Consider the following 20,381-nt stretch of genomic DNA (forward strand, 5'->3'; position numbering starts at 1 on the left):
CGTGCCGCCGCCACCACCGCCTCCACCCGACTCGCTATCGGACTCGTCCGGCTTCTTGCCCGTCAGGAGTTCGATCAGTTTTTGCAGCAACTCCATCAGTTGTTGGGTTGCATCCTGTGCGCCACCATTTTGCTTGTCGCCATTGGCCAGCTTGTCCAATGCGCTGCTGTCGCCCTTGATGAGGGCCTCGACCAATTGCTTGAGCATGTCGCCCGGCGAGCCCTGCCCTTTTGCACCATCAGTTCCATCGACTCCACCGGAATCACCAGTTCCGCCAGTTCCACCGGCATTGCTGGTGCCGCCAGAGTCCTTGGTGCCGCCGGCCCCACCGCCACCACCAGAGCCATCCGCCTTTCCGCCCTGCAGGGTTTGCAGGATTTGCAGAATCTGCTCGAGCACCTGCAGCAGCTGCTGGATCGACGACTGGCCGTCGCCGCTTTGCGTGCCGTCCGCGCCCTCAGGGCCACCAGTGCCGCCAGTGCCGCCGGCACCGTTCGTGCCTCCGGTGCCACCCGTACCGTTTTTCCTGCCCAGGTCTTCCACCGCACCCGAGCCACCCGACAGCAGTGCTTCGATGAATTGCTTGGCCAGATCGCCAATGTCGCTGGCGCCTGTATTGCCGTCGCCACCGCTGCCGCCGCCGTTGGTTTGCCCCGTGCCGCCGGCACTGCCCGTGCCGCCTGTGGTCATCTTGTCCAGGATCTGGCGCAGATAGCTTTCGCCCAGTTGCTCCAGCAGGTTGCCACCGCTGCCGCTGTCCTTGCCCATTTCATCGAGCGTGTTGCCGCCACCGCCGCCGAGCTTGTCGGCAATGCTTTTGGCCAGATCGCTGGCAGGATTCTTCTGCGAGTTCTGCTCCATGGACTTGGCGATCTGCTGCAGCAACTCGCCGAACTGCTGGATCAGGCCGGCCACGCCCTGGCCCTTGTTCGCGCCGCCGCCTCCGTTGGCGCCGCCCGCGCCGCCCTTGCCCGACACACCATCCGTGCCGCCCGCTTTGCTGTCGGAACCGTCTTTGTCCATCGCTTTCATGACTTGCTGCAGCACCAGCACGACCAGCTGGAGCAGTTCGTCCTGCAGTTTCTGGGAAGAGTTCTGTTGGTTGTCCGACAGAGAATCCAGGTTGTTGTTGAACCGGGAGGTGGTCTGGGTTTGGAAATTGACTGACATACTGACTCCTTAAGGCAAAGTGAAAAAAAAAGCTGTCCACCCCATGGCGGCTCAGACAGAGAAATGCGGCGAAGGGATCCACCGTGTTGCGCGACGGCGTGGGTTCAGAGAAAGCGACTGACTGCGGTGGCGACCGGATCGACACGTGGTGGGAAACCCCGGCCCCGCGGTGCACCTCACTGGGACACTGCAGGCGCGACGGCACGAGGGGCCGTCCACACCTCACCGACACAGCGCATCGGCGCGCCGCCAGTGCACAGGACAGGCTGGCAGTCCAGCTGCGAAGGCGGGACTGCGCGGCCTGCCGGTTGCCCTCAGCGTTATCCATGGGGCACCGCCGGCGATTGGGGTGAGGCAGGGGGCGAGGCCGCAGGCGACAGCAAACGCTTGATGCGCTCGGCCACGGGCCGCATCGTGAGTTGCGGCCGCACCTGCTGGAAGAAAACGCCCACCAGGAGTACCAGCAGCAGCATGGTCGTCGCCCCCTTGATGGGCTGCGCGAGGCTGTTGGGCTCCAGCTTTTCTGCGGCCTTTCCCAGCAAGCCAATGCCCAGGTCGATGAGCATCAGGATCACGATCACCGGTCCGGCGATCTTGAGCACGGTTTCGGCGTAGTTGGTGACTTCGGTAGGCAGGAACCGCTCCATCAGCACCGACCAACTGGGCATGACGCCCGTGAGCGGCCACCACTCGTACGAATCGAACAGCAGGCCGATGAAGACCAGCATGCCCCCCAGCATGTAAAAGCCTACGATGGCCAGTTGCGACAGCAGGTTGCCCACCGGCGTGCTCTGCTGGCCGCTGAGCGGATTGGTCTGCTGGATGTTGTTGTAGCCGGTCTGGTTGTCAATGAGCATGCCCACGCTCTCGGCCACCCAGAAGACGGTGCCGACCGCGAACCCGATCAGCATTCCGATGACGCCCTCCTTGAGCACCAGCACCGCCATGTCCACGGCGGTCAGCGAATGCAGCAGTTCGGTCGGCTGGCCCCAGGCCACAAAGGCGCCCAGCACAAGCACGAGCCCACCGCGAGTGCGTCCATACAGCAGCATGTCGTTCGTTGCCGGCATGACGAGCATGGCGGCATAGATGCGCGCAGTGGACAGTGCCAGCACGGCAAAGAAGCCCTTGAGATCGAGGGTCAGCTGGAAAAGGCCCAGCCCCTGCTGCATGGAGGGGTCCATCGCCACCTCATGCCCTGGCGCCGCGCGCCAACTGCAATCGCGTGCGCGCAGCGGCACGGGAGCAGGCCAGCATGCGAGCAACGGCCGTTTCCTCTGCCTCCTCGTCCTGCGCGTCCTCCTGGGCCCGTTCAGCCTCCTGCACGGCCCGCTCCAGCCGGGCCTCGGTCGCCTCCAGTTGCTGCGTTGCGCGCCGCAGCGCGAACTCTCGCTCGGCCACCCGCTGCACGGCGGCTTCCACCTGCGCTGCCGCGCGCTGCGTCAGCTTGCCGGCATCGGCGCTGCGCACTTCCGCCTCCTTGACCAGGATTTGCAGCGTCACCACGTCCTGCGCATGAAAGCCTTGCGGACGCTCCGTGGTCGAGGCGATGCGGCCGCGCAGGTCGCTCTCGGCCTGGCGCACCTGCGCCTCCTCGGCCACGGCCGCTTCGTGCGCGGCCTGCTCGCGATCGCGCTGCCGGGCGCTCTCCTGCAATGCCGCTTCGCTCTGCTCGACACGCCGCTTCTTCAGGCGCACCAGGATGCGCAACCCCTTGATCGTGCTCATGAATCCCTCTCCAGCGGCCAACCGACATCGATTGACCTTCTGGCGGCAAGACTAGAAGCGCGCGGCCTCGCGCCATGGAACCCGAACGAAGGCAGTCACGGCAATGCGAATGTGGGCACGCAGCGCAGGACTGCGATCCGTCACGTTCGTCTGCGAGGGCAAGGACTTCGCATGGATCGCATGCCAGGCGGCGTGCAAAGCTAGATTGCAAGAACCCATCGCGCACCGCGACCAACGAGCCCACGCCATGTCAGAAAAAACGGAAGAACCCACAGACAAGAAGCTCCTGGACGCCCGCAAGAAGGGAGAGGTTCCCAAGAGCCAGGACGTCGTGGCCGCGGCCATCCTGGTGGCCTCGCTGCTGGTGCTGATCGGCTCCGGCCCCATGCTCTACGACCACATCGCGAAGGTGGTGAGAACCGCCATGCACCAAGGCATGCAGGCACAGGACACGCAGGAGGTTCTGGCGCTGATTTCCTCCATGGTGCTGGACGGCGCGATCGCCGCGTTCTCCCTGGTCATCGTCTCCGTGCTGGTGGCGATCATTGCCATGATGGGCCAGGTGGGGGTGATCATTTCGTTCGAAGCCATCCAGCCGAAATTCGAAAAACTGAACCCCGCCGAAGGCCTCAAGAAACTGATCAACGCACGCTCGATCATCGAGTTCTGCAAGTCGGTGGTGAAGGCCGTGGCACTGGGGGCCGTGATCTGGCAAATCGTGCTCAGCCTCGTGCCATTGCTGGTGGGCTCGGCCTACCTTTCTGCCCAAGGCGCGGGTCAGGTGGCGTGGAGCGCCATCCTGCGGTTGATCGGTTTTTCGTGCCTGGTGTTCGTGATCATCGGTCCCGTGGACTTCGGCTTGCAGCGCTGGCTGTTCATGCGCGACCAGCGCATGAGCAAGGACGATATCAAGCGGGAGCGCAAGGACAGCGACGGAGACCCCCATGTCAAGGGCCAGCAGCGCTCGCTGCGTGACGAGCTGGCCAACAGTCCACCGCAGGAACGTGTGCCCGGCGCCACCGTGGTGGTCACCAACCCGACCCACTACGCCGTGGCCCTGCTCTACGAGGAAGGCGTCACGCCCCTGCCCATCGTGGTGGCCAAGGGGATGGATGCACAGGCCGCGGTGATCCGCGGCCTGGCCGCAACGCATGGTGTTCCGATCATCGCCAACCCGCCCCTGGCCCGCGCGCTGCACCGCCTGCCGCTGAACCAACCCATTTCCGAAGAACTGCTCGAGTCCGTTGCCGTCGTGCTGCGCTGGGTCGCAGAACTCGACCAATTCGGCGGCGGCACGGCCGCAAACACCTCTCCTCCCTGACAAGCCTTCACCACCAGGAACACCCCATGGCCAAACGCTTCGACTCCACCCTGGTCAACGACATGACGATGGCGGGCTTTCTCGTCGGCGTGATCGCACTGATGATCCTTCCGCTGCCGACCATGCTCATCGATGCGCTGCTGGCCATCAACCTCACGGTGAGCATCCTGCTGCTGATGACCACGCTGTTCATACCGGACGCGCTGTCGCTTTCGACCTTTCCTTCGCTGCTGCTGTTCACCACGCTGTTCCGGCTGGCGCTGAACATCGCCTCCACCAAGGCGATCTTGCTGCATGCCGATGCAGGCCACCTGATCGAGAGCTTCGGGCAGTTGGTGGTGGGCGGCAATCTGGTGGTGGGGATCGTGGTGTTCCTGGTCATCACCATCGTCCAGTTCATCGTGATCGCCAAAGGCTCGGAGCGGGTGGCGGAAGTCGGCGCGCGCTTCACGCTGGATGCCCTGCCAGGCAAGCAGATGAGCATCGATGCCGACTTGCGCGCGGGCCTGTTGACGCCCGATGAAGCCAAGCGAAAACGCGCTCACCTCGGAATGGAAAGCATGCTGCACGGCGGCATGGACGGCGCGATGAAGTTCGTGAAAGGCGACGCCATCGCCGGGCTGATCATCACGATGGTGAACATCCTCGCAGGGGTTGTGGTCGGCATCATGTACCACAACATGACCGCCGGCGAAGCGGCCAACCGCTTCGCGGTGCTGTCCATCGGCGATGCCATGGTGTCGCAGATTCCGGCCCTCTTCATCTGTATGGCGGCCGGCGTTCTCACCACCCGGGTGACCGACGAGCACAAGAAAAAGCCCACCTCGCTCGGCCAGGACATGACCGAGCAACTCACCCGCAACCCCCGTTCGATGTACCTTGCCGCGGCGCTCACGGCGGGCTTCGGCTTCATTCCGGGCTTTCCGATGGTGCCTTTCGCCCTGCTGGCGGGCGGTCTGGTGGCTGGCGGGCACTTCCTCACCAAGAAACGAACCCAGCTCGCGGGCAACTCGCTGTCCAAGCCGATCGCGGCCCTGATGCGCGAAGGGGCCAAGGGAGACGCGCCGTCCATCCAGCAAAAAGCCCCCGAGTTCGCCAAGCCGCTGTCGATCCGCATGTCGGATGCGTTGGGCAAGCTGATCGATGCAGAGCGGCTCAACGGCGCACTCAACAAGGAACGGGAAGGACTGCAGTCCAGGCTGGGCCTGCCGTTTCCCGGCGCTGCGATGTGGGTGGACATCGAACTGACCGGCCTGCGCTACGAAGTGCTGATCAACGACGTTCCGGTGGCGCAGCCCGAACTGCCGGGCCGCATGCTGCTGCTGCTCGACCCCCAATCGCCCCTGGCCGCATCGGCCCAGCCACACGGGCCCGCACTGGGCAGCGAGGTCTCGCTGTGGCTGGCGCCGGAGGCCGTGCCCATGGCCCAGCGAGAAGGCGCATGCATCGATGTGGAGCAGGTCATCGCGCGCGAAGTCGTGGGCATGCTGCAGCGGCACGCCCACCTGTTCATGGGGGTTCAGGAGGTGCAGTGGGTGATCGAGCGCAGCACGCCGGAATACCCCGGTCTCGTGGCCGAGGTGCAGAAGATCATGCCCCTGCAGCGCATGGCCGAGGTGCTGCGCAGGCTGCTGGAAGAACAGGTGCCGATCCGCAACATCCGCAGCATTTTCGAGAGCCTGATCGTCTGGGGGCCCAAGGAAAAAGACCTGTTGCTGCTCACGGAGTACGTGCGCTCCGACCTCGGCCGCTATCTCGCGCATGAAGCGACCAGTGGCCAGCGGCATCTGTCGGCCATCTTGCTCGATCCGGACATCGAACAGGCGATCCGCGGCTGCATCAAGCCCACGCCGGCGGGGAACTACCTGGCCATGTCGCCCGACGACGCGCGCGACCTGACCGAGCGCATCGCCGCGGTCGCCGATACCGCCAGGCAGCCCGGCGTGGCCTTGGTGACGTCGATGGACATTCGCCGCTATGTCAAGAAGATGATCGAAAGCCGCCTCGACTGGCTGCGCGTGTACTCGTTCCAGGAGTTGGGAACCCAGGTGGAACTGCGGCCTATCGGCCGCGTTTCCTGAGGACCGCGGCCATGACCTCTCTCCAGCGCCCCGATCACACCCTGCGCCACGTCGCGCACCCTGCAGTGGCAGCCACCCCCGCGCTACTGCGGCCGAACTCGCAAGAGCGGTTTCGCCGCGAGCTGTTTCCACCCGCACTCCCGCAGGACGACCCCGCCGAAGACGAAGTGATCGAGTCCACCGATCCCTTCGCCACTGCTGCGGAGGGCACCCCGCCCGACCCCATGGACTCGAGCGACGGAGAGCCTCGGGAGCAGACCGATGCGCAAGGCGATTCGCCGAACGAGGAAGAGCGGGACAACAACGCACCACCCGCTCCTGCGCCGCAGGCTGCGACATCCGACCCCTTGCCGCCGCAATACTTCTTCATCCAGGGCGATACCGTTCCGCCGCCGCTGGCACGCACACCCGCCCCCGGGGAAGCAGGGCAGGACCTGCCCGACGACCGGCCACCCGTGCACGCCGTCGGTGCCACCGGCACCGCCACGGATGCGGAGCCGCCGCAGTGGCTGCGCGATACCGCGCAAACCATTACCGATCTGTGCCTGCGGGCAGACCCGGCTTTCCAATCCTGGGCCGTCACGGTGCCCATGGACCCCAAGGTGCTGCCGGAATGCGAGCTGGCCCTGGGGCTTTCGTCCTATGCCATGACGCTTCGCTTCCGAACGATGTCGTCCGAGTCCCGCCACCTAATCTCAAAGCATCGCGATCAACTGCACGGGTTGCTTGCCCGCCTGGGCACGGCCCACCGAAGCATCGACATTGACCTGGAATGACCTTGAACGCAGTCAAGCCACTGGCTTTCCCCTTAAGCGACCTCGCAAGGTATCTGCCGCCCATGGACCACGGCGAAGCCCGTCTGGCGCGGGTGATGTTCGATCGGCGATTCGTGCGGTGGGTTCGGGCCCTTTCGGGACAAACGGGTGCGTCGGTCAGCCGGGCGCCCGGCCGATCCGGCAAACGCATCAGCATGGAATTTCGGTCGGCGCAGGGCACGATGCGGCTGTCGGTACCCAGGACCGACTGGCCTGCGCTGGAGATGGCGGCGCGCCTGCCAGACCCCGCGCTGGCCCGGGACGTTGTTCACTCGCTGCTGGCCCAGCTGCTCGCCCCGTTCCAGTCCCGCTTTGCCGGCCTGGTGCTGCATGGGATGCAGCTGGACTCCGGCGCTGCCCCTTTCGAGATCACCGCAAGAAATCGGCGCATCGGGCTGCAGGCCATCGACGAAGCGATGGCAGGACAGATCCAGGCGTTGCTGGCTGCCTCGGTCCGAAGCGACGCAAGCCACCTGCTCGGCCTGCGCGTGGCCTGCCGCATCCGGCTCGCGCGCAAAACGTATTGCGCCTCCGAACTGGGCTCGGTCAGTGCGGGCGATGTGCTGATCACAGGCTTGCCCGCCGGCGCCTCGGCCTCTTTGCATTGCCACTTGTCTTTTGGAATGGGCGTCTCCATGGAAACCACTGCACAACTCGATATCGACTCGCACCAAGCCACGCTCGACGGCACACCTCAGCCCGGCAGCGAACCCATTCCGGAGCACGACCTGCCAGCGAGTGCGGAAATCGGTGCCATCGGAAAGCTGTCCATCCCCGTGGCCTTCGAGATAGACAGCGCCCGCGTCCGGCTCGACGATCTCGCGGCCTTCGGTCCGGGCTCGGTCATCACGCTGGACATGCCCGTGCGCGAAGCACTGGTGCGCCTCGTGTGCCACGACCAGGTGATCGGTACCGGCCGCCTGATTGTCATCGGCGAGCAACTCGGCGTGCGCATCGAGCGAATGGGACTCAGCCTGGCGGCCGAAGCACCACCACAAGATTTGCCATGACCCCGCTGTCATCCGTCCAGGGGCTGGACCCCATCTCGCTGTTCATCGCCCTGATGGCGCTGGCGGTGCTGCCGTTCGCGGCCATGGTGGTCACCTCGTACACCAAGGTGGTGGTGGTGCTGGGCTTGCTGCGCAACGCGCTGGGCATTCAGCAGGTGCCGCCCAACATGGTGCTCAACGGCATCGCCATCATCATTTCGATTTACGTCATGGCGCCGGTCGCCATGGAGGCGGCCGACAAGATCCAGAACGGGCCGCCGTCATCGCAGACGTCGAACACCCAGCAGCTGCTGGCAGCCGCCTCCGCCGCGAAGGAGCCGTTCCGGCAATTCCTCGTCAAGCACGCGCACCCGGCCGAAAAGGCATTTTTCCTGAAGTCGGCACAGGCGATATGGCCCCAGGAACGCGCAAAAGCGCTTCTGGTCGACGACCTGATCGTGGTGGCCCCGGCTTTCTTGCTGACGGAGCTGACGGCCGCCTTTCGCATCGGTTTCCTGCTGTATCTGGCCTTCGTGATCGTGGAGCTCGTCATCGCCAACGTGCTGCTGGCGATGGGCCTGTCTCAGGTGTCGCCCACCAACATCGCCATCCCGTTCAAGCTGCTGCTGTTCGTCGTGCTCGACGGGTGGTCCCAGGTCATGCACGGACTCGTGCTGACCTACCGATGACGGAGGACTCAACCCCATGACGCACGACAACATCGTTCAACTGACGTCCGAGGCACTCATGCTGTGCCTCATTCTGTCGCTGCCCGCGGTGGCCGTGGCGGCCATCGTCGGTTTGCTGGTGGCGCTGGTGCAAGCCGTGACATCGCTCCAGGATGCTGCCATTTCACAGGGCATCAAGCTGATCTGCGTGACCGTCACCGTTGCGGTCTCCGCCCCGTGGGTCGGGAACACCGTGCTGCAGTTCTCCCAAAGGCTGCTCTCGGCCACGTTCACGCCATGAACCCCAATGCGCCGCTCTTTCGCGGGCTGCAGCAGCTGCAGCGGCTCAAGCAGTTGCGCCTGCGCGAGCACAATCATTTGATCGCAGTGCAGCATGAGCAGGCCGCGCGCAACGCCTCGCTCATGCAGCAGGGCCGGTTCGGCGACTACATTTTCCGCACGGTTCCCCGCCCACCGCTGCCCTTGCCACCCAAGCAGGCCCGGCTCCCCGGCCAGCCCGATGCCCCGCTCTTGGCACCGGGACAAGACATTCCGCTCGAAATCCTGCAGGCCGGTCCCGAAGAATCCGAAGCACGGCAAGGATCTGCGGAGCGGTGGAAGGCGGCCCTCGACGACGACCGTGGAGAACGCTACGCGCGGTACAGGGAATCGCTCCGGGACACCGGGAACGAGCCCGCGGCGCTGGACAGTTTCCTGCGACAAGGAGGCAGCAGCCGTGACAAGGGGGATTCCCAGGAGAATTCCGAAGGCGGCAATTCCGGATCAGGGTCTGGATCGGGATCGGGATCGGGATCGGGATCCGGCTCGGGATCGGGTTCTGGCTCCGGGTCGGGCTCCGGGTCGGGCTCCGGCAAAGGCGATCAAGGAAGTTCGCGTGACAACCCGCAAACCAGCCGGATGGCCAAGCCAGGCCTGGCTGGGGGTGCCATGGCGGCCCAGCATGTTTTGCAGCAGCATTACGCCGGCACGGCGCAAGACCGGGCCCATGTCCTTACACGGCGGCTTTGGGATCACAGCCGAAAGCCCCACTTCGCTGCCACCCCCACGCGGGGCATGGCGGAGATGGCGGCGTACCTTCAAAACCACGAAGAACGGGGTGCATTGGGCACCCTGCAACGGGTCAAGATGGCGTTGTTGCTGTGCGGGGGGCCCGCACCCGATGCAGCCAGTGACACCGTTCGCATGAAAGACCTCAAGGCCTTGCTGCCGCTGGCTTTGCTGAGCACCGATCTCCCACGCACGCCGTCCCAGGCAAGCATCGCTGCAGAGCGGCAATTGCAGGCCAGCCAATCCTTGAAACGGCCCGTTCGCCCATGAGTCTCGATCAATACAACCAGTTGGTCACCGAGCTGTGCGAGGCCATCGACTTGCCCGATCCGCAGGCGGTGCTCGCGCAGGGCTGGATCGAGGTCGAAGGATTCGAGGTTCTGCTGTCGCACTACGAGAACGACCCTGCCGCGCTGTATCTCAACTTCCATTTCGGCATCGTCACCGCAGGGCGCACGCTGACCATCTTTCGGCTCCTGCTGGAGGCCAATCTCACCGTGTATGCGCAGGATCAGGCCCAGGCAGGCATCAACCCCGATACAGGAGGCATCATCCTGATCGTGCGGGTGCCGATGACGCCGGAAATCACCGGGACCTGGCTGGCCGAAACACTGACCCACTACACAGAGCACGGACGGTACTGGAAGGACAACGTGCTGAGTTCCACCGACGAAGCCTTCAACGGCATCTGTGCGGGAGACTACATCTGGCTCAAGGTGTGAAACCCAGGCCCCCGCCGCCCATGCCCCGATCGGGCTAGAACGTGTTCAAGGTCTTTTTTGGAGCACGTGCTGGCACGCAATCGGACGGGGTGGGGGTCCGTGGCACCGCATGGGCGGGTGGCCACGCAAGCCGCCGGAACGCTGCGTCATCCGGTTGCGCTCCAACCCGCGGGACCCATGCCTTCTCAAGCGGCCTGCGTGGTGGCGCTGGCCGAAGTCCCAGGCAATGGGTGGCGCACCACGCTTTGCACCCGATTGCGAAACGTCACCTGCACGGCCCGAAAAAGACATTGAGCACGGTCCTGCTGCCGTTACCAGTAAAGCGCGGTGTATTCGTTGCCGACCGCCTCCGTCCCCTCATGGGACAGCAGCCGGTAGCCCCGTCCATAAGCCGCCTGGACGCGCAGCTGGCAACCGGCCTCTCGCAGTTTGGTGCGCAGCTTGTAGATGTGCTGCTCCAGGGTGCGTTTGTTGGACTCGACCGAGCGCCCCCACACCTTGGCGATGATCGTAGGCAAGGACACCACCTGGTTGGGCTTGGAAAACAGCAGGCAGGCCAGTTCACATTCACGGTGCGTGAGGCCCACTGTCTTGTCTCCATGAACGAGGCAAAGCCTGGCGGGGTCGAGCCGGCAGCCGTCGACATCGATCGGGTGGGCGGCCTGGAACGCCTGGGCTTCCATGTGGCCGCGCAGCCGGGTCTTGAGTTCGTCATGCCCGACGCGGGAAAGGCTGATGTAGTCCACCGCACCACAGGCCAGGGCCACGCCGAAGCCGGCGTGCAACTCGGCCCCCACCACCACGACGGGAACCTGATCGGAGACGCAGGTTTTGATCAGTCCCAGATCTTCCGCCAAAGTGCCTCCGCAGTCTTCAAGGATCACGGCATCAAAGGCCTGCTGTCTCACTTGCATGCGAAAAGCCGCAATGCTGACGTGCAGCATGGCTTGAATTCCGCCACGGGAAAGCAGGTCCACCAGGAACTGGTTCACCGTCGATCGACGCGAAAGAAGAGCAATGTTCATGGAATCCCTCGACGCAAATTTATATCGACAAATGGCGGCGCATCACGCTGCCCCCTTGGCCTGTTCAGCTGGACCGTGGGTGCCAAAAAAGCGCCATCCGGTTGCTACACATAGTCACAGATTTTGCAATTTTTTCCCAACCTTCCGCGGAACAGAATCAGCGAAATATTCTCTGCAGTATGCCCTTTCGATAGGTCAATTGCTTATAGGCAATAACTATTCGACGCCATAGCAGTCCCTTATCAGGCTCCGGTCCAGGCTTTGTGCGCTCAATTGGCTGGCGCAGCAGTCCCTGTTTTTTTACTGGCCGTTCTGGATTCGCCGCGCTCCCCTCTCTCGCTGCAAATCCCGTCCCCGACGGCCTGATTTCACTCTAAGCACCTCGCATGAACGACGAAGCAGCCCTTCATGAAAAACCGATGACTTGCCGATGAACATTGGATGAATAGGGGAGCGGATGTGCTGCCAATAGCTTCAGGCAACGCGTGCAAAGGTATCCGAAGGCACTCACCATAAAACGTGGCAATTAGCAAAAGTTGAGGATTGAACGTAAGGAAGTTGAGCATTGCCCGGACGCCCGTTCCTAGCATTGACTGGTCATCAATCAAAGGCGCGGCAACACCGCGAAGACCCATGCTGCTCACACTTCTGTCGTTGACCTGCCAGCGCGCCCAAGCCCAGGCGCCAGAGCTTTCCAATCTCATTCACGCCATGCGCGTCAAGGACGCGGCGGGCATCGGCCGCCGGCGCCTGGAGCGCAATGGCCGCGATACGGGCACGCCGCAGGAAGGCGCGCTGCTCGGGCGCAGCCTGCTGCTGGTTGGCATGGAAGAGGCCGCCAGCGAAGTGTTCCACCAGCAGCTCAAGGCCTATGACCAGGTATCGCGCAGCAACGTGCGCTGGCAGTCGGCACTGGACCAGGCTTGGCTCTTTCATCATCTGAACAAGCCCGCCCGTGCCGTGGCCTGCTGGTCGATCGTGGCCAGCGACCACGAAGCCCCGCTCGAATTGCGTGTGGAAGGCCATTGCGGGAAGCGCTGTCGATGCAGGCCCTGGGCCAGCATGCCGAAGCCCTGGCCACCGCACGCCAGGCGGAAGCGCTCTGCCAGTCAGCCCCCGCAGCCATGCTGGAGCCGCACGCCAGGGCGATCCGCCTGGAGGTGCTGGCCCGGGTGCACCTGCTGCGCCATGAAGAACTGACAGACCATGCGCTGTCGGAGTCCGCCATGGCACTGGCACGCGATCTGCCGACCGAGGCAGAGATGGTGGCCGAACTGGCGGCGCTCGAGTCAAGCCCCCACGCGCCCGAACTGCTGCGGGCCCGACTGGCTTACCTGCGCTGCGGCTTGCTGGGACACCACCCTGCCAGCCGGCAAGAGGCGGTGGCGAGCTTCGTGCGCTGGCTGCGCGAACACGAACTGGCGGGCCTGGAATCGCAAGTGCGGGTGGAAGCCTGCCTCGCGCTGCTGACCGACAAGGCGGCCACGGGTGCCCGCGATGTGATCCAGCCGCTGGCCAGCGTCGAACGCGAGGTCGATCGGCACCCTTACGCGTCGGACATCCAATACTGCCTGTCCAAGATCCACATGGAAGAAGGGCGGCTGGGCGAGTCACTGCGCCAGTACAAGCGCCACGTGGCCCAGGCCATGCGCGTGGTGCACAACACGGTGCTGGCGCGCATGAACAGCGCCGCGTCCACCCTGCCCTCCCAGGCCCAGGACACGACCGGCTTGCGCCTGCCGCCCCGCTACCGCGCGGCCTACCGCTACATCGTCGAGCACCTGCACGACGCCAACCTTTCGGTGCGTGAAATCGCAGGCCGCCTGGGGGTCACCGAACGCGCCCTGCAACTGGCGTTCCGCAACCACCTGGGCATGACGCCTGCCGAACTGATCCGGACCGAGCGCGTGAAGCGCATCGAGGACGAACTGCGCGAGATGAGCGAAACCGGCGGACGGGCCCACATGCTGGACGTTGCGTCACGCTGGGGCATCTGCAACCGGTCCACGCTGGCCAACGCCTTCAAGCTGTCCGCCGGGCGTCCCGCCGATGCGCACTGATATCACGGCTGGCGGGACGCGACAGCCGCCCGCCGCCCTGCCGTCACTTCACGGAGGTCTTGGCGCCTTGCTCGACCAGCCGCGCGAACTCTTCATGTTCGTAGGCGATGTAGGTCTCCATCATGCTGCGGTAGATGGCCTCGATCACCTCGGGCTGGCCGCCTTCGGCCAGCGCACGCTCGCGCACCCGGCGCACGATGAATTCGATGCGGCCTTCGTCCCGCACCTGGGACTCGCGCTGCTTGTTCAATGCGGCCTGGGTCATGTAGCCGCCGCGCTCCACCAGCAACGGCACCAGGATGTCGTCCAGCGCGTCGATGCGCGCACGCACCTGCGCCATGCTGCTGCAGCGCTCCACCTTGTCGATCGCCCGGGTCATCATTCGAGTCCTTCCTCAACCAGTTCGGCAGCGCGCAGCAGAGCGCGGGCCTTGTGTTCCGTTTCCTTCCACTCCAGCTCGGGCACCGAGTCGGCCACGACGCCGGCCGCGGCCTGAACATAGAGCGTTCCGTCTTTCACGATGCCGGTGCGGATGGCAATGGCCACATCCATGTCCCCGGCGTAGCTGAGATAGCCGCACGCCCCGCCATACAGGCCACGCTTGACGGGCTCCAGCTGGTCGATCAGCTCCATCGCATGCACCTTGGGCGCGCCGGTGAGCGTGCCTGCCGGAAACGTGGCCTTCAGCACGTCCATGTTGGTCATGCCATCATTGAGCAGGCCCTCGACGTTGCTCACGATGTGCATCACGTGGCTGTAGCGCTCCACGGCGAACGCCTCCGTCACCTTCACCGAGCCCGTCTTGGCGATGCGCCCGATGTCGTTGCGCGCAAGGTCGATCAGCATCACGTGCTCCGCGCGTTCCTTGGGGTCGTTGACCAGTTCGATTTCCGTGGCCTTGTCATGCTCGGGCGTGTTGCCGCGCGGGCGCGTTCCGGCCAAAGGCCGGATCGTGACCTTCTGGCCTTGCGGGGTGCTCTCTTGCCGCACCAGGATCTCCGGCGACGCCGAGACGATGTGGAAGTCGCCCATGTGGTAGTAAAACATGTAGGGCGAGGGGTTCAGCGACCGCAGCGCGCGGTACAGGGAGAGCGGCGATTCGGTGTAGCGCTTGTGGATGCGCTGGCCCACCTGCACCTGCATGAAGTCGCCCGCGGCGATCAGCTCCTTGGCACGGTCCACCGCCGCCAGGTAATCGGCCTTGGCAAAGTCGCGCTGGGGAGGATGGCTCTCCGTCGGCTTGACGACCGGCGCGGCCACCGAATACTTGAGCTGGTCCTTCAAACCCCGCAGGCGTTGCTTGCCCCTGGAATACGCCTCGGGCTGGCCCGGGTCCGCGTAGACGATGAGGTACAGCTTGCCCGAGAGGTTGTCGATGACCGCCAGTTCCTCGCACTGCAGCAGCAGGATGTCGGGCATGCCCATCGTGTCGGGCGGGCAACTCGCTTCGAGCTTCTTTTCGACGTAACGCACCGCGTCATAGCCGAAGTACCCCGCCAGGCCGCCGCAGAACCGCGGCAGGCCGGGGCGCAGCGCCACCTTGAAACGCTTCTGGTACGCCTCGATGAAATCCAGCGGATTGCCTGCGGCGGTCTCGACCACCTGCCCATCGGTGACCACCTCGGTCTTGGCGTCGGCCCCGAAGCCGCTGGCCCTCAGCAAGGTGCGCGCCGGCAGGCCAATGAAGCTGTAGCGGCCGAACCGCTCGCCCCCCACGACCGATTCGAGCAGGAAACTGTATTTGCCGCCGTCCTTGCTGTAGGCCAGCTTCAGGTACAGCGAAAGCGGCGTCTCCAGGTCGGCGAAGGCCTCCGCGATGAGCGGAATGCGGTTGTAGCCTTCGCTGGCCAGGCTTTTGAATTCAAGTTCTGTAATCACGGGAATTTCCCAGTCGGGTAGCGCCAGCACAAGGACGTGGGGCGCCGCAGTTCATTGCGTTCGGCCCGTCAGGGCCACGGGTGCAGCTGGGATTGCCCCAGGTGCCATCAGGCGTTCGATGCGGCTGGCTTGCGCCAGGGCCAGGCTCCCCGGTCGCTGCAACCTGTGATGAACACGTGGTGAATGAACATGGGGAGAAAGTGTAGCAAAGCGCCTGCGCCCGCCCGCCGCGGCCGGCGAACCAGGGGCCCTGCCGCAATCCTTGCTGAAAACCCTGTTGTGTGCGCCCGGACACGCGGCAACAATCAGAAACGAACGATCGTTCTTTTTTGGGAGTTGCCATGATGTTTCTGCAGCGGTGGCTGGCAGCCACCCTCGCCGGCCTTCTTGTGACCATGGGGGCCGCCTGGGCCCAGGTCGTGACCGTCGCCGATGTGAAGTACGCCACCGCCCTGCCACTGCAAGGCAGCCCCTTGCTGCTCAATGGCGCGGGCATCCGCTACAAGGCCGTGTTCAAGGTGTACACGGCGGGCCTGTACCTGGAGCGCAAGGCGGGCACGCCGCAGGAAGTGGCCGCCTTGCGCGGTCCCAAGCGGCTGTCGATCACCATGCTGCGCGACATCGAATCGGCCGAGCTGGGCAAGCTGTTTTCGCGCGGCATGGAAGACAACATGGACAAGGCCTCGTTCTCCCGCCTGGTGCCCGGCGTGCTGCGCATGAGCGAGATCTTCTCCCAGCACAAGAAGCTCTCGGCCGGCGACACCTTCACCGTGGACTGGCTGCCCGGCACGGGCACCGTGATCAGCGTCAAGGGCGTGGCGCAGGGCGAGCCGTTCCGCGAGCCCGAATTCTTCGACGCCCTGATGGGCATCTGGCTGGGCGAGCGGCCGGCGGACTGGAAACTCAAGGACGCCCTGCTGGGCAAGGCGGGCGGCTGACCCAGGTGTCCGCGGCCCTCCGGCTGGCGGCGCACGGGCATCCGGCCCCTGCTTTTCCCGCCCCGCAAACCAATGCTATTAGTTTTATAGCTAAATGCCCTAGTAAATATTGCGCCAGAGCATGATTCGACCGCTTTGAAGAAAACCGCGATGCCGGCACACCATCTGAATTCCAGGAATTTTTTCACCCGCCTGTAACCCGCGGCGCATTCCGCCCGAACTACTGGACGAGGCCCGATCGCCGGGCCCTCTTTCAGGAGCATTCATGGCGGCATCCGCGAAACCACAGCCCATCCACCCCTTGTGGATACGCATCAGCCACTGGCTGAACGCCCTGGCGGTGCTGATCCTCATCGCCAGCGGTTGGCGCATCTACAACGCGGCGCCGTTTTTCCCTTTCACGCTGCCCAACGCGCTGACCCTCGGCGGCTGGCTCGGAGGTGCACTGCAGTGGCATTTCGCCGCCATGTGGCTGCTGGCGGCCAACGGCCTGTTCTATCTGGCGATGAATCTCGCCAGCGGCCGGCTGGCCCGCAGGTTCTTTCCGGTCTGGCCGCGCGCCGTGCTGCGCGATGCCATGGACGCCCTGCGCGGAAAGCTCGCCCACACGGATGCGCGCCAGTACAACAGCGTGCAGCGGCTGGCCTATCTGTTCGTGATGCTGGACCTTCTCGTCCTGGTGCTGTCCGGGCTCGTGCTGTTCAAGTCCGTGCAGTTCCCCGTCCTGCGGGAATGGCTGGGGGGCTACGAGTTCTCGCGCCGCATCCATTTCGTGGCCATGGGGTTGCTGGTCGGGTTCATTGCCCTGCACGGTGTGATGGTGGCCCTGGCGCCGCGCACGCTGCTCACCATGCTGAGCGCCGGTCGCCAAGGGAGTGCGGCATGAACCTCTTCAGACGCCGGAGCTTGTCCAATGCCGATGCGGACCTGGCCGTGGCCGACGCGCGCAAGCTCCTGGAGCGCCGCATGCGCCCGCCGCGCGCCGCCATTTCCTGCGCGGCAGCCTGACGCTGGGCGGACTGTCCCTGCTGGCCGGCTGCAGCATCAGCGACAACGAGGATGTGGAAGCCATGCTCCAGCGCATCTCGCGCTGGAACGACCGGGCCCAGGGATGGCTGTTCGACCCCGGCCGGTTGGCACCCACCTATCCCGAATCCATGATCGTCCGGCCGTTTCCCTTCAATGCGTACTACGGCGAAGACGAAGTCCGGATCGTGAAAGAGGAAGGCTACCGGCTCGAAGTGGCCGGCCTGGTGGCCGAAAAACGCCCCTGGACCCTTGCGGCGCTGCGCGCCCTCGCGCAGCAGGAGCAGGTCACCCGCCACATCTGCGTGGAGGGCTGGAGCGCCATCGGAAAGTGGGGCGGCGTGCCTTTCGGCGATTTTCTGCGGCGCATCGGCGCCGACCTGAGCGCGAAGTACATCGGCTTCGCATGTGCCGACGACTATCACACCAGCATCGACATGGCGACCGCGCTGCATCCGCAGACGCTGCTCGCGCTGACCTGCGACGGCGAGCCATTGCCACCGAAATACGGCTTTCCGCTGAAGCTGCGCATACCGACCAAGCTGGGCTACAAAAACCCGAAACACGTCATGGCGATGTCCGTGACCAACACCTATCCAGGCGGCTACTGGGAAGACCAGGGCTACAACGGGTTCGGCGGCAGCTGAGCGATCGGGCTCGGCGCCGCAGACGGCGCGGCCGTGCCCGATTCCCGGGCGCGGCGCAATTTTTCTCTTCCCTCTACAAAAGGACTTTCGACATGAACAAGCTCACGACCGCACTGCTCGCCGCCTGCCTGACCGCGGCCTCCGTCTCCGCCATGGCGGCGGACGACATGATGAAAAAGGACCCCATGGCCAAGGACGCGATGGCCAAGGATGGCATGCCGAAAGACGCCATGAAACACGACGGCATGAAGAAGGATGCAATGAAGAAAGACGGCATGAAGCACGACGCCATGGCCAAGGATTCCATGGGAAAGGACGCGATGAAGAAGGATGAGATGAAGAAGGACGAGATGAAGAAATAAGCCACGGCATGCCTGCACGCAACGGGTCCATGCAGGCCGTCAGCGCAGGCCGTGTCCCACGCCATCGCGCGATGCGCGCGAGTGGCGCCGATGCCGTGTACCCTGAGGCGGCCATGGCACCCCGACCGCCTCGAGATATTGCGCACCTCCAGACCGAACAGCGCCTGCGAAGCCTGATGCTCGCCGGGCTGGAGGGCGATGCGGCGGCGTACCGGCAATTCCTGCAGCAGATGGCAACCCGCCTGCGGTCCTTCTACCGCCGGCGGCTGTCCGGTTGGCCCGACGACGTGGAGGACCTTGTGCAAGACACCCTGCTGGCCCTGCACAACCAGCGCCATACCTACCAGCACACCGAGCCGCTCACGGCCTGGGTGCACGCCATCGCGCGCTACAAGACCATCGATCTGCTGCGCGCGCGCCAGGCGCGCGAAGCGCTGCACGACCCCCTGGACGACGATGCCACCGGCCTCTTCGATCACACCGAGGACACGGCCGCCGAGGCCCGGCGCGATCTCGGGCGACTGCTCGCCACCCTGCCCGACCGCCAGCGCCTGCCCATCGAGCAGGTCAAGCTGCATGGCCGGTCGGTCTCGGACGTGGCCCAGGAAACCGGCATGACGGAATCCGCCGTGAAAATCGGCATCCACCGGGGCCTGAAGGCGCTGGCGAGCCGCATCGCGTCTTCGTCCCCACCCACGGCGAAGCCAAAGGCCTTCCCATGAAAACCGACGATCTGATCCATCTATTGGCCGCCGACACGGTGCCGGTCCCTCGCCATGCCGCAGCGAAGCGCCTGGCGCTCGGCCTTCTCCTGTCGGTGCCGGTTTCGGGCTGGCTGATGGGGTATGGGCTGGGGCTCAATCCAGCGCTCGGCCAGTACGCCACCCTGCCCATGTTCTGGGTGAAATTCGGCGCTCCGCTGCTGATGGCACTGGCCGCGTTGCCGCTGGTCGCCCGGCTCGGGAAGCCGGGCTCTGCCACCCGCCTCGCATGGCTGGGCTGGGCCGCCCCGATCGGCCTGGTATGGGCCCTGGGGCTGATGGCGGTGTGGCAGGCCCCCGCGGCACAACTGCCGGAGCTGGTGCTCAGCCGCACCTGGCGCGTGTGCGCGGAAAATATCGCGATGCTGTCGCTGCCGGTGTTCCTGGCCGCGATCTGGGTGCTGCGGGGCATGGCGCCCGTCCGCCCGGCCTGGGCCGGCGCAGGGGCCGGCGCCCTGGGCGGCGCGGTCGGCGCCACGGTCTATGCGCTGCACTGCCCGGAGCTGGCCGCACCGTTCATTGCCATCTGGTACGTTCTGGGCATGTCGCTGCCGGTGGCCGCTGGTGCCGTGCTGGGGCCTCGGCTGCTGCGCTGGTAGCGGGCCATCGCCCCGCCGCTGCGGCGCGTCAGGGGCCGGGCAGCAGTGCCTCCAGCGAATCGACATAGCCGTCGGCATCCACCTCGCGCACGGGTTGCCCGTGGTTGTAGCCATAGGTCACCAGCACCACGGGGCAGCCGGCGGCGCGGGCCGCCAGGGCATCGTTGCTGGAGTCGCCGATCATCAGCGTGCGCGCGGGCACGGTGCCCAGCGCCTCGCAGGTCCGGAGCAACGGCATCGGGTCGGGCTTCATGCGCTCGAAGGCATCGCCGCCGAACACCTTCTCGAAGAAGCCGTCCAACCCTTTGGCCTCCAGCAGCGCAACGGCGAACGCCGTGGGCTTGTTGGTCAGGCAGGCCAGGCGCACGCCTTGCCGCCGCAGCGCCTGCAGTCCGGTGACCACCCCGGGGTACAGCGCGGCAAACTGGCCGTTGACGGCGGCGTAATGGCGCTGGTAGCTTTCCCAGGCCTGCGGATAGATTGCTTCTGTTTTGATAGCAATACGCCCTAGTGAATCATGCGC

At 65.0% G+C, this 20,381-nt stretch carries 22 protein-coding genes and 1 pseudogene; 16 read left to right on the forward strand and 7 right to left on the reverse strand.

All coding sequences use genetic code 11. The annotated features are described in order from the left end of the window. The 3 genes from AC27IO_RS10210 to AC27IO_RS10220 form a co-directional block, all read right to left on the reverse strand. The coding region (locus tag AC27IO_RS10210) for a hypothetical protein (protein ID WP_498738838.1) at positions 1 to 1,170 on the reverse strand (1,170 nt) is incomplete at its 3' end. A gap of 320 nt (positions 1,171 to 1,490) precedes the next feature. Then, a complete protein-coding gene (gene sctT / locus AC27IO_RS10215; RefSeq protein WP_284394248.1) occupies positions 1,491 to 2,354 on the reverse strand; it encodes a type III secretion system export apparatus subunit SctT in 864 nt (287 codons plus the stop codon). A gap of 7 nt (positions 2,355 to 2,361) precedes the next feature. Next, positions 2,362 to 2,898, reverse strand: a complete 537-nt coding sequence (locus AC27IO_RS10220; protein WP_284426258.1) for a type III secretion protein — start codon at positions 2,896 to 2,898, stop codon at positions 2,362 to 2,364. Between the two features lie 247 nt (positions 2,899 to 3,145). Here AC27IO_RS10220 and sctU point away from each other — a divergent pair, with 247 nt between their 5' ends. From sctU to AC27IO_RS10260, 8 genes are read left to right on the forward strand one after another with little or no spacing between them, the layout of a single operon-like run. After that, the gene (gene sctU, locus AC27IO_RS10225) at positions 3,146 to 4,219 is read left to right on the forward strand and encodes a type III secretion system export apparatus subunit SctU (protein WP_498738841.1); all 1,074 of its coding nucleotides are present in this window, start codon (positions 3,146 to 3,148) and stop codon (positions 4,217 to 4,219) included. Positions 4,220 to 4,245: 26 nt separating this feature from the next. After that, a complete protein-coding gene (sctV, locus tag AC27IO_RS10230) occupies positions 4,246 to 6,300 on the forward strand; it encodes a type III secretion system export apparatus subunit SctV (protein ID WP_284406609.1) in 2,055 nt (684 codons plus the stop codon). Positions 6,301 to 6,311: 11 nt separating this feature from the next. Next, on the forward strand, positions 6,312 to 7,076 hold the full coding sequence (locus AC27IO_RS10235) for a type III secretion HpaP family protein (protein ID WP_498738844.1): 765 nt from the start codon (positions 6,312 to 6,314) through the stop codon (positions 7,074 to 7,076). Positions 7,077 to 7,078: 2 nt separating this feature from the next. Beyond that, complete coding sequence (locus AC27IO_RS10240; RefSeq protein ID WP_498738846.1) at positions 7,079 to 8,125, forward strand: FliM/FliN family flagellar motor switch protein; 1,047 nt, start codon at positions 7,079 to 7,081, stop codon at positions 8,123 to 8,125. Next, a complete protein-coding gene (gene sctR / locus AC27IO_RS10245; protein ID WP_272565652.1) occupies positions 8,122 to 8,793 on the forward strand; it encodes a type III secretion system export apparatus subunit SctR in 672 nt (223 codons plus the stop codon). Before AC27IO_RS10240 ends, sctR begins: the two co-directional genes overlap by 4 nt. A gap of 16 nt (positions 8,794 to 8,809) precedes the next feature. Beyond that, complete coding sequence (gene sctS / locus AC27IO_RS10250; RefSeq protein ID WP_498738848.1) at positions 8,810 to 9,073, forward strand: type III secretion system export apparatus subunit SctS; 264 nt, start codon at positions 8,810 to 8,812, stop codon at positions 9,071 to 9,073. Beyond that, positions 9,070 to 10,110 carry a hypothetical protein gene (locus AC27IO_RS10255; RefSeq protein WP_498738850.1) on the forward strand — a complete coding sequence of 347 codons (1,041 nt, stop codon included), beginning with the start codon at positions 9,070 to 9,072 and terminating at the stop codon, positions 10,108 to 10,110. Before sctS ends, AC27IO_RS10255 begins: the two co-directional genes overlap by 4 nt. Next, entirely contained in the window at positions 10,107 to 10,562 is a 456-nt protein-coding gene (locus AC27IO_RS10260) for a CesT family type III secretion system chaperone (protein ID WP_272549503.1), read from the forward strand. The genes AC27IO_RS10255 and AC27IO_RS10260 overlap by 4 nt, the downstream gene beginning before the upstream one ends. Before the next feature lie 311 nt (positions 10,563 to 10,873). Here AC27IO_RS10260 and AC27IO_RS10265 read toward each other — a convergent pair whose 3' ends face one another. Beyond that, positions 10,874 to 11,587, reverse strand: a complete 714-nt coding sequence (locus tag AC27IO_RS10265; protein ID WP_272565656.1) for a winged helix-turn-helix domain-containing protein — start codon at positions 11,585 to 11,587, stop codon at positions 10,874 to 10,876. 633 nt (positions 11,588 to 12,220) lie between these two features. On the opposite strand from AC27IO_RS10265, the gene AC27IO_RS10270 reads away from it, so the two are divergent. Then, on the forward strand, positions 12,221 to 12,787 hold the full coding sequence (locus tag AC27IO_RS10270) for a hypothetical protein (RefSeq protein WP_498738851.1): 567 nt from the start codon (positions 12,221 to 12,223) through the stop codon (positions 12,785 to 12,787). Next, positions 12,712 to 13,647, forward strand: coding sequence for a helix-turn-helix transcriptional regulator (locus tag AC27IO_RS10275; RefSeq protein WP_498738853.1), 936 nt, complete (start codon positions 12,712 to 12,714; stop codon positions 13,645 to 13,647). Before AC27IO_RS10270 ends, AC27IO_RS10275 begins: the two co-directional genes overlap by 76 nt. Positions 13,648 to 13,690: 43 nt before the next feature. Here AC27IO_RS10275 and AC27IO_RS10280 read toward each other — a convergent pair whose 3' ends face one another. Together AC27IO_RS10280 and trpE are read right to left on the reverse strand one after the other, a co-directional pair. Next, on the reverse strand, positions 13,691 to 14,026 hold the full coding sequence (locus AC27IO_RS10280; RefSeq protein ID WP_284426251.1) for a chorismate mutase: 336 nt from the start codon (positions 14,024 to 14,026) through the stop codon (positions 13,691 to 13,693). Continuing rightward, positions 14,026 to 15,525, reverse strand: a complete 1,500-nt coding sequence (trpE, locus tag AC27IO_RS10285) for an anthranilate synthase component I (RefSeq protein ID WP_284431023.1) — start codon at positions 15,523 to 15,525, stop codon at positions 14,026 to 14,028. Before trpE ends, AC27IO_RS10280 begins: the two co-directional genes overlap by 1 nt. A gap of 341 nt (positions 15,526 to 15,866) precedes the next feature. Here trpE and AC27IO_RS10290 point away from each other — a divergent pair, with 341 nt between their 5' ends. From AC27IO_RS10290 to AC27IO_RS10315, 6 genes and pseudogenes are all read left to right on the forward strand, one after another. Next, positions 15,867 to 16,463: a chalcone isomerase family protein gene (locus AC27IO_RS10290; protein WP_284426249.1), complete on the forward strand. Its 597-nt coding sequence runs from the start codon at positions 15,867 to 15,869 to the stop codon at positions 16,461 to 16,463. A gap of 265 nt (positions 16,464 to 16,728) precedes the next feature. Further along, entirely contained in the window at positions 16,729 to 17,349 is a 621-nt protein-coding gene (locus AC27IO_RS10295; RefSeq protein ID WP_498738856.1) for a cytochrome b/b6 domain-containing protein, read from the forward strand. After that, positions 17,346 to 18,136 (forward strand): annotated as a pseudogene (locus AC27IO_RS10300) (molybdopterin-dependent oxidoreductase). The gene AC27IO_RS10295 and the pseudogene AC27IO_RS10300 overlap by 4 nt, the downstream one beginning before the upstream one ends. A 92-nt stretch (positions 18,137 to 18,228) precedes the next feature. Then, positions 18,229 to 18,498: a pentapeptide MXKDX repeat protein gene (locus tag AC27IO_RS10305; RefSeq protein ID WP_498738858.1), complete on the forward strand. Its 270-nt coding sequence runs from the start codon at positions 18,229 to 18,231 to the stop codon at positions 18,496 to 18,498. A gap of 113 nt (positions 18,499 to 18,611) precedes the next feature. Continuing rightward, a complete protein-coding gene (locus AC27IO_RS10310) occupies positions 18,612 to 19,220 on the forward strand; it encodes a sigma-70 family RNA polymerase sigma factor (RefSeq protein ID WP_498738862.1) in 609 nt (202 codons plus the stop codon). After that, positions 19,217 to 19,858, forward strand: coding sequence for an NrsF family protein (locus AC27IO_RS10315; RefSeq protein WP_498738859.1), 642 nt, complete (start codon positions 19,217 to 19,219; stop codon positions 19,856 to 19,858). The genes AC27IO_RS10310 and AC27IO_RS10315 overlap by 4 nt, the downstream gene beginning before the upstream one ends. Before the next feature lie 28 nt (positions 19,859 to 19,886). Here the strand turns inward: AC27IO_RS10315 and AC27IO_RS10320 are convergent. Continuing rightward, the coding region (locus tag AC27IO_RS10320) for an HAD-IA family hydrolase (protein WP_498738861.1) at positions 19,887 to 20,381 on the reverse strand (495 nt) is incomplete at its 5' end.

It is taken from the genome of Acidovorax sp. KNOB132, from assembly GCF_057541515.1.

Excerpts from the sequence above, each read along its gene's own strand:
- sctT (WP_284394248.1), bottom strand. The coding sequence starts at position 2,354 with ATGGACCCCTCCATGCAGCAGGGGCTGGGCCTTTTCCAGCTGACCCTC.
- AC27IO_RS10275 (WP_498738853.1), top strand. The coding sequence starts at position 12,712 with ATGCTGGAGCCGCACGCCAGGGCGATCCGCCTGGAGGTGCTGGCCCGG.
- AC27IO_RS10295 (WP_498738856.1), top strand. The coding sequence starts at position 16,729 with ATGGCGGCATCCGCGAAACCACAGCCCATCCACCCCTTGTGGATACGC.
- AC27IO_RS10260 (WP_272549503.1), top strand. The coding sequence starts at position 10,107 with ATGAGTCTCGATCAATACAACCAGTTGGTCACCGAGCTGTGCGAGGCC.
- sctR (WP_272565652.1), top strand. The coding sequence starts at position 8,122 with ATGACCCCGCTGTCATCCGTCCAGGGGCTGGACCCCATCTCGCTGTTC.
- AC27IO_RS10290 (WP_284426249.1), top strand. The coding sequence starts at position 15,867 with ATGATGTTTCTGCAGCGGTGGCTGGCAGCCACCCTCGCCGGCCTTCTT.
- sctU (WP_498738841.1), top strand. The coding sequence starts at position 3,146 with ATGTCAGAAAAAACGGAAGAACCCACAGACAAGAAGCTCCTGGACGCC.
- AC27IO_RS10255 (WP_498738850.1), top strand. The coding sequence starts at position 9,070 with ATGAACCCCAATGCGCCGCTCTTTCGCGGGCTGCAGCAGCTGCAGCGG.
- AC27IO_RS10235 (WP_498738844.1), top strand. The coding sequence starts at position 6,312 with ATGACCTCTCTCCAGCGCCCCGATCACACCCTGCGCCACGTCGCGCAC.
- AC27IO_RS10265 (WP_272565656.1), bottom strand. The coding sequence starts at position 11,587 with ATGAACATTGCTCTTCTTTCGCGTCGATCGACGGTGAACCAGTTCCTG.
- AC27IO_RS10315 (WP_498738859.1), top strand. The coding sequence starts at position 19,217 with ATGAAAACCGACGATCTGATCCATCTATTGGCCGCCGACACGGTGCCG.
- sctS (WP_498738848.1), top strand. The coding sequence starts at position 8,810 with ATGACGCACGACAACATCGTTCAACTGACGTCCGAGGCACTCATGCTG.
- AC27IO_RS10270 (WP_498738851.1), top strand. The coding sequence starts at position 12,221 with ATGCTGCTCACACTTCTGTCGTTGACCTGCCAGCGCGCCCAAGCCCAG.
- sctV (WP_284406609.1), top strand. The coding sequence starts at position 4,246 with ATGGCCAAACGCTTCGACTCCACCCTGGTCAACGACATGACGATGGCG.
- AC27IO_RS10310 (WP_498738862.1), top strand. The coding sequence starts at position 18,612 with ATGGCACCCCGACCGCCTCGAGATATTGCGCACCTCCAGACCGAACAG.
- AC27IO_RS10280 (WP_284426251.1), bottom strand. The coding sequence starts at position 14,026 with ATGACCCGGGCGATCGACAAGGTGGAGCGCTGCAGCAGCATGGCGCAG.
- AC27IO_RS10220 (WP_284426258.1), bottom strand. The coding sequence starts at position 2,898 with ATGAGCACGATCAAGGGGTTGCGCATCCTGGTGCGCCTGAAGAAGCGG.
- AC27IO_RS10305 (WP_498738858.1), top strand. The coding sequence starts at position 18,229 with ATGAACAAGCTCACGACCGCACTGCTCGCCGCCTGCCTGACCGCGGCC.